The sequence below is a fragment of the Fictibacillus tiangongensis genome, assembly GCF_048083785.1.
GTDB lineage: Bacteria > Bacillota > Bacilli > Bacillales > Fictibacillaceae > Fictibacillus.
Map to the genome: position 1 here is coordinate 3996252 of NZ_CP182294.1, position 12931 is coordinate 4009182.

The following is a 12931-nucleotide window of genomic DNA, read 5'->3' on the forward strand; positions in this document are numbered from 1 at the left end:
TAATGATATAACAAAATTCGACAAATTTAGCTAAAAACAGTTGAAGTCAGTTCCAACCTACTATTTTTCTTAAGATTTCCATTGCTTTACACTTAAGAATTTACTATATTTGATTAATGTAAGAGGTCTGACCTCTAAAGAAAATTTATAAAAAGTAATGAGGGAATAAAATGGGTGCTATAGGATTGCTGTTTTCGGGTGGAGCTTTATTCTTGAACAGCTTGATGTTGCTTGGAAAAGCTGAAGAAAAAAGTGTCGCGTTCTTCAATATATTAGTCGGATTACTTCAAGTTATCACACCGATCTATCTAATTATTACGTCCGATGGATCAAACTGGTCGATGTTCAATAACGGTGCTGTTTTCTTATTCGGGTTCACTTACCTTTACTTAGGCGTGACGATTCTAAAAGGATTAGATTCCAGCGGCCTCGGTTGGTACTCTCTGTGGGTTTCGATGATGGCCATCGTTTATGCACTTGTGTTTTACGTTCAAGAAAATGACATAGTAAACGCACTAACTTGGGTGTTGTGGACATTCCTTTGGTTTCTGTTCTTCTTGTCATCTGCACTTAAAAAACCGTACGAAAACTATATCGGAAGAGTCGCTTTCGTTCAGTCATGGGTGACGTTAACGCTTCCTTCCCTATTCATGCTTTTAGATCTTTGGCAAAACGCTAAACTTCAAGAAATCTGGACGTATGTCTGCATCGGATCAATGGTTTATTTCGTAGTAGAAGCGATTTTGTTTGCAAAATCGATCAAAAAAGAAAAATTAGTAGAAGAATTAGCTTAAGCGTTCGCCGGTCTCGATGATTCGAGGCCGTTTTTTTATGTGTAAGGTCTGCAAGATGAGGTGTGAAGAGGATGGCGGATGGCAATTAAGTCGTTTTGATGAGCAATTAAGTCGGAGAAAAGTTCAATTAGGTCTATTTAGAAAAAATTAAGTTAAAATCCATACTAATTAAGTCTAATTCGCAAAATAAAGGCCGTTCGACACAGCTCGACATACGGCACTGACCCAAACAAAAAACAAAACCCCTGTCCGACGGCTGCAAACAAAAACAACAGCCTTCAAACAGGGGTTACTTATATATTATTTTACCCAGCCTAACAAAATTTCGCGAAGGAATTTGCTTGCTGCGATCGGTGTTTGCTCGGAGTGGTCATAAACTGGCGCTACTTCTACTAAGTCTGCACCGATTACGTTGATGTCCGCTTTTGCGATCAACTGGATCGCTTCAAGAAGCTCTTTTGACGTGATTCCACCCGCTTCTGCTGTTCCTGTTCCAGGAGCTGCAGATGGGTCTAACACATCAATATCGATCGTAACGTACACGTTACGTCCCTTTAATGTTGGAAGAACTTCTTTTAACGGCTCAGCTACATCGAACTTGTACATGTGCATGCCGCTTGTTTTTGCGAATTCAAACTCTTCGCGCATACCTGAACGGATTCCGAATGAATACACGTTTTCTGCTCCGATCAAATCACACACTTTGCGGATTGGTGTTGAGTGAGAAAGAACTTCTCCTTCATACTGCTCGCGAAGATCAGCATGTGCATCAATATGAATCACAACATAGTCATCATATTTTTGCTTCAACGCTTTAAATACCGGCCAAGTCACAAGATGCTCTCCACCCATTCCAAGCGGAAACTTGTTGTCAGCGAGTAACGTTGAAACGTACTCTTCGATCATATCAAGAGAACGCTGAGGATTACCGAACGGCAACGGAATGTCTCCCGCATCAAAGTAGTTCACTTCTTCAAGATGCTTGTCCATGTATGGGCTGTACTCTTCAAGGCCAAGAGATGCCTCACGAATACGAGCAGGACCAAAACGGCTGCCTGGTCGGAATGAAACCGTCCAATCCATCGGCATGCCGTAAAGAACGGCATCAGCCGTCTTATAGTCAGGCTTACTTAAAATAAACACATTTCCAGAATAAGCTTCATCAAAACGCATGATTTTACACTCCTTATGTAAAATACGGGACCGTCCTAAAAAGCAAGTTCACACTTACTTTTGACGGCCCCTATTTTTTATTAATTATTTTCAATACAGTTCATACAATTGATGTTTTGCATATTTTGCTTCAATGACTAGTTAATTGGAGCGCAAGGGCGAGACTCCTGCGGGACAAGCGGTCAGTCCGAAAGTGGAAGTGGCTCGTTCAGCACCGACAAGCAAAAGTTGAATGGGCTATGAAGGCGCACTTTGCCTTCTTGACTGTTTAACTTTTGACCTTGAGGGGCTAGTCACTGCAACTAGACAGGGGCTCACCGCCTGCCCCGCGGAAAGCGAGCCACTGTAGCGGAAATTAAACCTCATTCAAAACAACAATACATATGCAAACTGTCTTATTTTTTGATCAAGTCACTCACAAACTTCGGCAACGCGAACGCAGCTGTATGAAGTTGCGGCGTCCAGTATTTCGTTTCGATATCATGGAAACGAGCAGCAGGAACTTCTAGTGGATCGTGTTTCTTAGATCCGATCGTGAACGTCCAAAGTCCGCTTGGGTAAGTTGGGATGTTCGCTGTGTAAAGACGCGTGATCGGGAAGATCTCGCTAACATCGCTGAATACTTGAGTGATCAACTCAGGCGTGAACCATGGGTTGTCTGTTTGTGCAACAAAGATTCCGTCTTCTTTTAAAGCTTTAGAGATTCCTTCATAGAAACCTTTTTCAAAAAGCTTTGCAGCTGGTCCAACTGGCTCAGTTGAGTCAACCATGATTACATCATACTCGTTATTGCTAGTTGCAATGTGCATGAATCCGTCATCTACTTTAACTTCAACGCGCGGGTTCTCTAGGTCCCCTGCGATTTCAGGCAGGTATTGCTTAGAATACTCGATTACTTTTCCATCGATCTCAACAAGAACTGCTTTTTCAACAGATGGGTGCTTAAGCACTTCACGGATTACTCCACCGTCTCCTCCACCTACAACTAGAACGTTCTTCGGGTTAGGGTGTGTGAAAAGAGGTACGTGTGCTACCATCTCGTGGTAAACGAACTCGTCTTTTTGTGTAGTCATAACCATGCCATCCAGGATCAGCATGTTTCCGAACTCTTCTGTTTCTACCATATCTAGCTTTTGAAATTCTGTTTGCTCCGATACGTACGTTTTGTTAATTTTCATCGTAATTCCGAAATTTTCCGTTTGTTTTTCAGTAAACCAAATACTCATGTTGGTCTCACTCCTACTATATATTTTGAAATGCCAGGCATCGTTGTTTCGAGATTTTACAAACAAAATGATTATAGCATTCCGGGACCTAAGATTCCAATTCAATTTTTGTAAGAATGCAGCTAATTTCAAATAACCACTTCTTATCCATACCACATTCTTGTTTTCTTAATCTTTAACCAATAAAAATAGTTCGATTACCCCGTTTCTTTCGGCTGACTATTCTGACTACTTAAGTGGTATAATGGAGATAGCGTTCAGAAGGACAGACGGTCGGCGCATTCCCTTTTTTAAACTGAAGCTGGACATCTTGCGGGTATCCGCAGCTTACAGTTAAGGGGGGTGATGCCTCTGACGATCTTTGAGGCGTTGATGTTTGCGGTCGCTTTCAGCTCGCTTATCGTTACTGTCCTTACGTCTAAAAATAAATAGGCCTCTGTCACACGTGTAAAAGCACCGGGTTTTCGTTCCAGAAAAACCGGCCTCGCTTTACCGACTCGTGTGTCCCTTCTGGCGCCCCATTCGTCCGTGTTTCGTGCACGGACGATTTCTTTTTTGGTGGATTATGATATAACCGGCCAAATTAGGAACAATTCATGTTAACAAACTTATACCAATGGGGGTATTTTTTACTCTAATTAAGGAAATTAGAAGCATAATCCCGGAAATTATTGAATTTATTCCGCGAGTTTTAGCTTTAATCCCGCGATTTTTGTTCATATATCGGCGAGTTGACAAAATTCGACTCCAGCATCCAACTCTATACTCCTCGACCTGACAAAATGCATTACTCAAAAACAAATAAACCATGAGCAACCTTCCCGCTCATGGCTTTAAACCCTTACTCACCTATAGAACTATTCCTTACAATCGAGTCTATTATGATATCCCAATCCTCTGTATGCAGCTCATGTCCCGTTCCTTCAAGAGTCACGAGTTCGGCATGCGGAATTGATTTAGCAAGCGCTTGACCGTGTTCGAACGATAGGGCCCGATCTTCTGTTCCATGAAGGATGATTGCGGGAACTGTAATTTCATTCATACGATCTAAAAACTCTTCACCGCCGCCTAGAAACAAATAATTAAATCTGCTTTGAATCTGTTTGGCACGCGTGTATTCTCTTTCTGCCAATGCGTACATCCTTTTCTTTTCAAAAGGTTTAGATCCCGAAAGGACTGCCCATCCGTCTGCTAGATAAGCAACAGCCTCTTCTCGATTATTCCAATCAATAGAAGCACTTTTTCCATGAAAATCTAATATTTTCTGATCCATCTGAGGCAGCTCAGCTTGCTCTGACCCGAAGACACTGGATGCAAGGATCGTCAGGCTCTGAACACGTTCTGGGTGCTTGATCGCCATAATCTGCCCGATCATTCCCCCAAGAGACATTCCCATGATGTTCACTTTTTCTATAGAATAAGCATCTAGAATGCCAAACGCATCATCAGCCAGATCTGTAATCGTATAGTTGGACGCACCAGGTTCATAGACTACGGATTGGCCGAGATCGCGATGATCATACCGAATCACGTATCTCCCTGCTGCCGCAAGACGCTCACAAAATTTTTCATCCCACCAGTCGAGCGACGACATCGCACCCATGATCAGTAGAACTGGTGGATCGCTGGGATTACCGAAGCTTTCCGTATTTATTTCCACTTGATTAATTTGTAATAGCTGCTGTTTCATCATTGTTTCCCTCCGTGATTTTATTTTTGCCACTTTAAAAAGCGCAGATCAATAAGCACTTAACGGAGTTATCTTGGCCTGCACTTGTCATTATCGAAGTTTGATCCATTTAATGATCATGACGCGTCGGCCTCCTTCTTTTATATAATGAGTGGTATTAGAACCGTATTTATTTTAACATAATTTTCTGAACTTCTTATCAAAATTAAAAAAAGCACCCGTGTTACCCACTCTCGGCTGCTTTTCCCATTTAATATTTAATTAACAGTACTTGTGGAGGTGGATAAGTAATTTTCTAATTAATAGTCACTGAGGTTACCTAAAACAATGAAAGCCCTACCTCTCTTCCATCCTTACGGCTCCTTGTCCGTGCCAGTGTGAATCAGTATTACAACGATCATGTGATTATTGATTAGAATTGATTTGGAAAACTTCAAATGTTATAGAGGAAAGTAAAATCAAAAATTAAGGGTTAAAGTGTTGTAGAAATTAAAGAGGTTACTATAAGTAAGTTTAAGAAGTGTATTATCTCTGAAAAGTTATGAATGAGACTATTTAATGATTCCATACCATTTCATTAAACCTTAACAGAAACTTTTTATCTGGGTTTCAGTGATTCCTTTGATTACTTCAAGTTCACTAATTAAAAATCCATATGCATTTTCCAACATTTTTTTTTCGCTTGCATTCAGTGTTTTTTCTTTCTTCATACGCATTAAATCACGTACAACTTCAGCACCTTCGCGTATTTCACCCGTTTTTAGCTTATCTGTATTTACTTTATATCTTTCTTTCCACGTTAGTAATGTTTCTGATTCTCCATTGTGAAAGTCGTGCATAATCTGCTTTAATGCTAAGAGTTCTGTAACAGGACGAATTCTAGAATTCATGATCTTACATGCTGGAATCATAACTTGCATGTTGCTGACTGACATCTTTATCACATAGTACTGTTGTTTTTCATCGGGGAATTCTTTTTCTTCAATGGCTTCAATTACACCTACTCCATGCATTGGGTACACAATGTTATCGCCAATTTGAAACAAATACTCCACCTCCAGATTTGCTAACCTTCTAAGAGTACCACACTGCTCTAATATAATCAAATATTTTATAATATCATGATTATATTTTTCGTGTCAATCATTTTTACAACAAAAAAAGTGCCTCAAAATTGAGACACCCTACTCATCATAATCGCACCAGAAGTTCTTTCGTTCGTTCTTTAGCGTTTGCTATCACTTTTTCTTCATCAATTGTCTTCAACTCACGGCCGCGCATGACGATTTTGCCATCGATGATCACCGTATCAACGTCTTGTCCTGTTGCAGAATAGACGAGAAGATTAGCATGTTCATGACTCGGCGTCAGATGGAGCTTGTTCATGTCCATTAAAAGAATGTCTGCTTTCTTACCAACCGTTAAAGAACCAACTTCATCCCCGATTCCAAGGATGTCAGCACCGTTCTGCGTTGCCATCGATAACACATCATGCGCACTGAGAACCGCCGCTTCTTCGTACTTCAATTTTTGGAACCAGCTAGCAGCTTTCATTTCTAAGAACAGATCAAGAGAGCTGGCACTCGCTGGTCCATCCGTTCCTAAACCAACCTTCACACCGCTATCCATCAAACGTTTCACATCACTGATCCCGCATCCGAGCTTCGCGTTACTTACTGGATTATGAATGATACCGCCCTGCACCGTTTTCAGCGTTTCATAATCTTCATCGTTAAAATGAACACCATGCGCGAGCAGTACATGGCGATCGAACACACCTGCTTGTTTTAAATATTCAACCGGTCTTAACCCGTGCTTTTCTTGAATCATTTTCTCTTCGTCTTTCGTTTCAGCTAAATGAATATGAAGCGGAACGTTCTTTTCTTTTGAAAGATTTACAGCGGCTCTCAAAAAATCTGGCGGGCACATATACGGAGAATGCGGCGCGATCATCGTTGTGATTCGACCGTCTCCTTTTCCATGCCAGCGATCTACAACATCTGCCGCTTCCTTTAACCGACCTTCATAATCCGAGTCCATTGCGATAAGCCCACGCGCTAAAACGGAACGGATACCCGATTCAACAGCCGCTTCTCCGATCGTATCAATTCCTATGTACATATCTGCGTAAGACGTGGTTCCACTCTTAATCATTTCCGCCATGGAAAGAAGCCCACCCCAATAGCGATCTTCATCATTCATCTTCATCTCAAGCGGAAGCATCTTTTTATTTAACCAAGTCATCAATGTCACATCATCACTATAGCAACGCAACAGCGACATCGGTGTATGCTGATGTCCGTTCACTAATCCCGGCAGTGCAAGCATCCCTTTTCCGTCTAGCTTCTCAACCGTTTCATCGCATTCAAAGTTTCCTATTGAATCAATCCTATTATCTTTTATAAGGATGTCTCCCGTGTTAACAACCCATTTTCCATCTGCCGCAGTCGTCATATATTGAATGTTTTGTATAAGCATGTTACGAACCTCCTCTTTCTCACAGCCATTATAGCACTTCATTCCCTTATCACGTTTAAGGAGCATCTTTTTTCACCATACTAGATAACAAAATGAGAGTTTTTAAGGAGGGCGGATTATGAAGTTTTGGCAGATCTATAAAGAGGCTACGAAACAGCAGAAAATACGCTGGATGAAAAAATGGGGTCTTATCGTTACTGGATGCTTTGCATTATCCTTTGTTGGACTGTTGCTGCTCGCTAAACTCATGGGACCTCCCGCTCTGCTTGTTCCGCAAACAACCATCATGTATGCAGCGGACGGTTCTAAAATGGGTGAGATCAACAACGGTGGTCAGAATCGATATTGGGTTCCACTTAAAAAAATTGATAAACATGTGATCGACGCGACGATCTCTATTGAAGATAAAAGTTTTTATAAACATAACGGTTTTGATATGAAGCGTATTGGCGGTGCATTACTCGCGGACCTTAAAGCTGGCGCAAAAGTCCAAGGAGCCAGTACCATCACGCAGCAGTATGCACGCAATCTTTTTTTAACACATGACAAAACATGGCGAAGAAAGTTTCAAGAGGCGTTCTATACACTGCGCCTTGAGATGAGTTATTCAAAGGATGAAATTTTAGAAGGTTATTTGAACACGATCTATTACGGACATGGCTCTTACGGGATCCAGTCTGCTTCTCGCTATTATTTCGGCAAAGATGCAAAGAATCTTTCACTGAGCGAAGCCACGATGTTGGCAGGAATCCCTAAAGGTCCGAGCTACTATTCTCCAATCCTTCATGAAGAGAACGCGAAAAAAAGACAAAGCATCATCTTAAATGCGATGGCTGAAGATGGATCAATTAAGAAGGCGTCCGTCCAAAAAGCAGCATCCACCCCATTAACATATGTACGAGAAGAAGAGGAAGAGATCGCAACGGTCGCTCCTTACTTTCAGGATGCCGTGATGCGTGCTTTAAAAAAGGAACTGAACGTGAACACGAACTCGATACAGTTCGGTGGACTTCGAATCTACACGACGCTCGATCCGAACATGCAGGAAGTCGCTGAACACACGATCGAAAATCGTATCATCGATAACAGCTCGATCCAGACTGCATTAGTCGCTATGGATCCTCGAAGCGGAGATGTAAAAGCGCTTGTTGGCGGCAGGGATTTTGAACAAAGTTCCTTTAATCGCGCTCTTCAAGCGAAGCGTGCACCAGGTTCAACATTTAAGCCATTTTTGTATTACACCGCGCTCGAGCACGGATACACGGCGTCTACTCCCATCAAATCAGAACCAACAACATTTGCGATGGGAGAAGGCATAGGCGATTATAAGCCTAAGAATTTTAAGAACCGCTATGCGAATGATTTTATAACGATGGCTCAAGCCCTCGCGCTTTCAGATAATATTTATGCTGTAAAAACGAATCTCTATCTCGGTCCAAAGAAGCTTGTTAAAACAGCTAAGAAATTCGGTATTAAAAGTGAACTCGCTAGCATCCCTTCACTCGCTCTAGGCTCAAAAGGAGTAGGTGTGTTAGAGATGACAAACGCATATGGCGTTTTTGCGAACGGCGGTAAAAAAGTAGATCCTGTTTTTATCACGAAGATCACAGATTCTAAAGGCAAAGTGCTGTATGAACATAAATATGAAAGCAAACAAGTGATCGACGAGAACAAAGCTTTTGTCATGACCGATCTGTTAGCCGGTACATTTGATGAAAAATTGAATGACTATACGAGTGTTACGGGTTCAAGTATCAACCACTATCTGACACGTCCGATGGCTGGAAAATCTGGCTCTACACCAAATGACAGCTGGATGGTCGGATATTCTCCCCAACTCGTTACTGGCGTTTGGGTCGGATACGATAACAACGAAGAGCTGCATGATGTGAACGACACGGGATACTCCAAACGAATCTGGGCTTATTTTATGGAAGGCGCGTTGAAGAACAAAGAGATCTTATCGTTCGAACAACCAGAAGGCGTAAATGCGGTAACGATCAACCCGCAAAATGGAAAGCTTGCAACCGATAGCTGTCCGGTAACACGCATCTCTTATTATGAAAAAGGTACAGAGCCTGTAGAGTATTGTGATGAGCATGGTGCTTCAAGTGAAATAAAAGAAAAATTAGAGCAGAAAAAAGAGGAAAAAGGGTTTTTCAAGCGGATTTTTTCTTGGTGATGACGGTGAAGGTACCCTTCGGTGGGTGAGAAAAGCGGTGACTTCAGATGTTTTTGGTCTGAATCCAAAAGTTTAGAGCTTGAATCCAAAAATATGGCGCCGCAATCCACAAATTCGGATGGAGAATCCACGAATCGACAGGATTCTTCACTCATAAAAGACTTTTAATAAGACAAAATAAAATGCCCGGAGCTCTACTACAGGAGCCCCGGGCACTTTATTGTCCTAGAAACATTGTGTGTACAATGCTACCTATATTTTAATGGAAGTGCTTTCTTGTCACAAGTTATTTGCAAAATGTTCAAAAAAGGTTCATAACTTTGCCATTTTTATTCCACTAACGACTTGATTTCATCACTTGAACGGTTAAACATCGCTTCATCATTCTCTTTAAGGAAGTTTCCAAGCACGCGACGAGCGTTTTCATCCATATCCTCTACGATCACTTTGCCCTTCATGGATTTATCCATGCGGTTTACGTGTTCTGGCAGACTCTTATACCCTCTTCGTGCTTCAACATCTACTAGCATCTCGCATGCAGTTAATCCGAAGTAATACGGACCTTCTGCATTTCTATTGATCGTAACCCAAACGAGCCAATAAAGACGAGGATTCGGCGTATCTTCACGATTCGGCGTAAACTTGATGCGCTTTTCCACATCACTTCTCGCGTGCATCGCCCCCATATCGATATAAGCGATCGACTCTTCTACATCTACGATAACAGGTGTTACGTGATCAAGTGTCAAACTCCCCACACCATAACCACCATGACCGTCTGTGGAGTCACCACTTATGATGGTAAAGCCCATTCCTTTTTTCTTTTTATCAGCATCATTGGAATTGAAAAAATCTTTCATGCTTCCAGCTCCTCTAAACATTCATCGTTAACACGTATTGTATCACAAATCACACAAAACTCTCAGTTGGAAAGTTTGAAGAAAATTGTTGAAATTGCACCTAAAAACGAATATTATATATCATGTACTTATAAATCGTTCGTATTTTGGAGGTTCTAACGTATGCTTTCTTCATTTTTTAAACTAAAAGAACTTGGTACGACCATCAAAACAGAAATATTAGCAGGAATCACTACATTCTTAACGATGGTGTACATTGTCATAATAAACCCAATCATCCTGCATTCTGCTGGTGTTCCTTTTGACACTGTCTTTATTGCAACAATTATTGCCACGGTAGTCGGTACACTGTGGATGGCTTTAATGGCCAACTATCCGATCGCCATAGCTCCTGGTATGGGGCTGAACGCGTATTTTGCGTTTTCTGTTGTAGGGAACCATCCTAACATCGATTACCGTATCGCGTTCGGAGCTGTCTTTGTAGCTGGTATTCTTTTCGTGATCTTATCGCTAACACCGTTTCGTGAAAAATTGATCGAATCCATTCCAGCAAACCTGAAGCACGGAATTACAGCTGGTATCGGACTATTTATCGCGTTCATCGGTTTACGTCTTACAAAAATTATCGTGGCTCACCCTGATAACTTAGTCACTTTAGGTGATATGCACTCACCAACGGTACTTCTTGCACTTGGTGGACTTGCTATCACGTTAATATTAATGGGACTGAACGTGAACGGTGCATTATTCTTCGGAATGATCATCACGGGGGCAATCGCCTATTATACGGGACATCTAACGTTTAAAGATGGATTCGTATCTACACCAAACCTGCCATCAGAGCTTTTTATCTTTGGTGATCCGATCACAGCCTTTTCTGATGTGTTTCAATATGGATTATATGCAGTTGTGTTCTCCTTCTTGCTTGTAACGATCTTTGATACGACGGGTACGATGGTTGGGGTAGCAGAACAAGCTGGACTGATGAAAGGCAATAAGATGCCTCGTGCACGTCAAGCACTGTTAGCCGATTCGGTTGCGACAACAGTTGGTGCTGCGTTTGGTACGAGCCCAACGAGCGCTTATATCGAATCATCTTCCGGTGTAGCTGCAGGCGGTCGTTCTGGTTTAACATCTGTTGTAGTAGCTATGCTATTTGTAGCCGCTGCGTTCTTCTCACCACTCGTTGGTGCGATCTCAGGATTAGCCGCAATCACAGCACCGACCCTGATCATCGTCGGAAGCTTGATGCTTGGATCTTTAAGTAAAATTAATTGGAACGAGCTTGATGAAGCGTTCCCAGCGTTCTTGATTATTTTAACGATGCCGTTAACGTCTTCTATCGCAACAGGTATCGCTTTAGGTTTCATTTCTTATCCGATCCTGAAAATTGTAAAAGGTAAATATCGTGAAGTTCCGTTCTTGGTTTACTTGTTTGCGGTGTTGTTCTTCTATCAACTAGCGTTTTTACCTCACTAAAAAATACTTTTGAAAGCCGTTGATTTCCGCTCCAGGTTGCATGCTTTCCACGGGGCGAACGGTGAGCCTCCTGCCGCTTTGCGCCATTAGGAGTCTCCACCTGACCGCTCGTCCCGTAGGAGTCAGCAACCTTGCGCTACAATCAACTTTGCAACGAAGTATTTATAAAAGACAACAAAATCAATAAAACACAAAAAGACCGGCCGCCCCTAAAAATAAAGGGCTGACCGGTCTTTTTCTTATTTTGTTTCAAACACAACGGCTACTTTTTCCTTCTTTTCATCTACAAAGAACTCTTTCGATACACGATACGTTCCTGCATCTTGTTCTTTAAGATCAACCGCTTGATCATAGTTTGACCCAGCTTTCACCATGATCATCTGCTCGGTAAACATTTGATCGTTATTGACTTTCGTCCATTTACCGTCTGTCCATTTTTCTAGTGCATACGCTGTTCCTGTACCAGCTTCTTTATCGGATGAGTTTTTCAACGTCAATTTTGCTTCTTCACTATTTTCTTGGAGTGCGAGTTCAGCTTGTACACCCTCTTTTTCAGCTGGTATCTCGTTCTTAACCTGAGGTGCTCCGTTCTTCTTTTCCTCTTCTGGCATTGCTTTAGAACCGCAAGCGGCGAGGAGAACGAGCAGACACGCCATTAAAATCAGCTTCATGTTTTTCATCACTAAGCCCTCCTTTTACCCTGTTAGTCGTACCTCATTTAAAAAAGTTTCAGTTAAACTGTCGTTTACAAGGAGAATGTGCTGGATATGCTGATAATAGAGGAGGCGCTAGCATGAAGATTTGGCTTGTTGCATTAATTTTATCGCTCTTGTTTACAGGGCTCGGAATCGGCTATTACGCAACGCGCCTTTATGAGAAAAGTGTGGCAAAAGGCTTTTTCATGACACTGCTTGGTATTATCGTTCCATTTACGATGTTTATCGTGTTTGTTTATTTTTATGGTGTTGCAAATAACGGTTATCCCTTACAATTTAAATGGTAAATAAAAAACCTGTCCACTAGCGTATACTTCACGCTAACTAAACAGG

Annotated in this window: 11 protein-coding genes; 4 read left to right on the forward strand and 7 right to left on the reverse strand. The window is 41.7% G+C overall.

Going from position 1 to position 12931, the window contains the following annotated elements; genetic code table 11:
- The first annotated feature begins 170 nt into the window (after nt 1–170).
- Nucleotides 171–794, forward strand: coding sequence for an AmiS/UreI family transporter (locus ACNJYY_RS20925; protein ID WP_416729984.1), 624 nt, complete (start codon nt 171–173; stop codon nt 792–794).
- A 300-nt stretch (nt 795–1094) separates the two neighbouring features.
- Here the strand turns inward: ACNJYY_RS20925 and speB are convergent, their stop codons facing one another.
- The 5 genes from speB to ACNJYY_RS20950 all read right to left on the reverse strand — a co-directional run bounded on the left by speB (nt 1095) and on the right by ACNJYY_RS20950 (nt 7361).
- The gene (gene speB, locus ACNJYY_RS20930; protein ID WP_066399100.1) at nt 1095–1967 is read right to left on the reverse strand and encodes an agmatinase; all 873 of its coding nucleotides are present in this window, start codon (nt 1965–1967) and stop codon (nt 1095–1097) included.
- A gap of 395 nt (nt 1968–2362) precedes the next feature.
- Entirely contained in the window at nt 2363–3193 is an 831-nt protein-coding gene (speE, locus tag ACNJYY_RS20935) for a polyamine aminopropyltransferase (protein WP_416729985.1), read from the reverse strand.
- A gap of 841 nt (nt 3194–4034) precedes the next feature.
- Complete coding sequence (locus tag ACNJYY_RS20940) at nt 4035–4883, reverse strand: alpha/beta fold hydrolase (RefSeq protein ID WP_416731927.1); 849 nt, start codon at nt 4881–4883, stop codon at nt 4035–4037.
- Between the two features lie 584 nt (nt 4884–5467).
- Entirely contained in the window at nt 5468–5929 is a 462-nt protein-coding gene (locus tag ACNJYY_RS20945; RefSeq protein WP_416729986.1) for a CarD family transcriptional regulator, read from the reverse strand.
- 145 nt (nt 5930–6074) lie between these two features.
- Nucleotides 6075–7361, reverse strand: a complete 1287-nt coding sequence (locus ACNJYY_RS20950) for an amidohydrolase (RefSeq protein ID WP_416729987.1) — start codon at nt 7359–7361, stop codon at nt 6075–6077.
- Between the two features lie 118 nt (nt 7362–7479).
- Here ACNJYY_RS20950 and ACNJYY_RS20955 point away from each other — a divergent pair, with 118 nt between their 5' ends.
- Nucleotides 7480–9543 (forward strand): transglycosylase domain-containing protein, encoded by a 2064-nt coding sequence (locus ACNJYY_RS20955; protein WP_416729988.1) that lies wholly within the window; start codon nt 7480–7482, stop codon nt 9541–9543.
- Between the two features lie 329 nt (nt 9544–9872).
- On the opposite strand, the gene ACNJYY_RS20960 is transcribed toward ACNJYY_RS20955, so the two are convergent.
- Nucleotides 9873–10403, reverse strand: coding sequence for a YwhD family protein (locus ACNJYY_RS20960; protein WP_416729989.1), 531 nt, complete (start codon nt 10401–10403; stop codon nt 9873–9875).
- Between the two features lie 162 nt (nt 10404–10565).
- Between ACNJYY_RS20960 and ACNJYY_RS20965 the strand changes: the two genes are divergently transcribed.
- Entirely contained in the window at nt 10566–11882 is a 1317-nt protein-coding gene (locus ACNJYY_RS20965) for an NCS2 family permease (RefSeq protein WP_416729990.1), read from the forward strand.
- Between the two features lie 239 nt (nt 11883–12121).
- On the opposite strand, the gene ACNJYY_RS20970 is transcribed toward ACNJYY_RS20965, so the two are convergent.
- Nucleotides 12122–12562, reverse strand: a complete 441-nt coding sequence (locus tag ACNJYY_RS20970; protein ID WP_191755457.1) for an immunoglobulin-like domain-containing protein — start codon at nt 12560–12562, stop codon at nt 12122–12124.
- 113 nt (nt 12563–12675) lie between these two features.
- On the opposite strand from ACNJYY_RS20970, the gene ACNJYY_RS20975 reads away from it, so the two are divergent.
- Nucleotides 12676–12885 (forward strand): hypothetical protein, encoded by a 210-nt coding sequence (locus ACNJYY_RS20975; RefSeq protein ID WP_416729991.1) that lies wholly within the window; start codon nt 12676–12678, stop codon nt 12883–12885.
- The last annotated feature ends 46 nt before the right edge of the window (nt 12886–12931 follow it).

What these genes read in the sequence shown, in the direction of transcription:
- ACNJYY_RS20925 (WP_416729984.1), top strand. Translation starts at nt 171, where the DNA reads ATGGGTGCTATAGGATTGCTGTTTTCGGGTGGAGCTTTATTCTTGAAC.
- ACNJYY_RS20975 (WP_416729991.1), top strand. Translation starts at nt 12,676, where the DNA reads ATGAAGATTTGGCTTGTTGCATTAATTTTATCGCTCTTGTTTACAGGG.
- ACNJYY_RS20955 (WP_416729988.1), top strand. Translation starts at nt 7,480, where the DNA reads ATGAAGTTTTGGCAGATCTATAAAGAGGCTACGAAACAGCAGAAAATA.
- ACNJYY_RS20950 (WP_416729987.1), bottom strand. Translation starts at nt 7,361, where the DNA reads ATGCTTATACAAAACATTCAATATATGACGACTGCGGCAGATGGAAAA.
- speB (WP_066399100.1), bottom strand. Translation starts at nt 1,967, where the DNA reads ATGCGTTTTGATGAAGCTTATTCTGGAAATGTGTTTATTTTAAGTAAG.
- ACNJYY_RS20940 (WP_416731927.1), bottom strand. Translation starts at nt 4,883, where the DNA reads ATGAAACAGCAGCTATTACAAATTAATCAAGTGGAAATAAATACGGAA.
- speE (WP_416729985.1), bottom strand. Translation starts at nt 3,193, where the DNA reads ATGAGTATTTGGTTTACTGAAAAACAAACGGAAAATTTCGGAATTACG.
- ACNJYY_RS20965 (WP_416729990.1), top strand. Translation starts at nt 10,566, where the DNA reads ATGCTTTCTTCATTTTTTAAACTAAAAGAACTTGGTACGACCATCAAA.
- ACNJYY_RS20960 (WP_416729989.1), bottom strand. Translation starts at nt 10,403, where the DNA reads ATGAAAGATTTTTTCAATTCCAATGATGCTGATAAAAAGAAAAAAGGA.
- ACNJYY_RS20970 (WP_191755457.1), bottom strand. Translation starts at nt 12,562, where the DNA reads ATGAAAAACATGAAGCTGATTTTAATGGCGTGTCTGCTCGTTCTCCTC.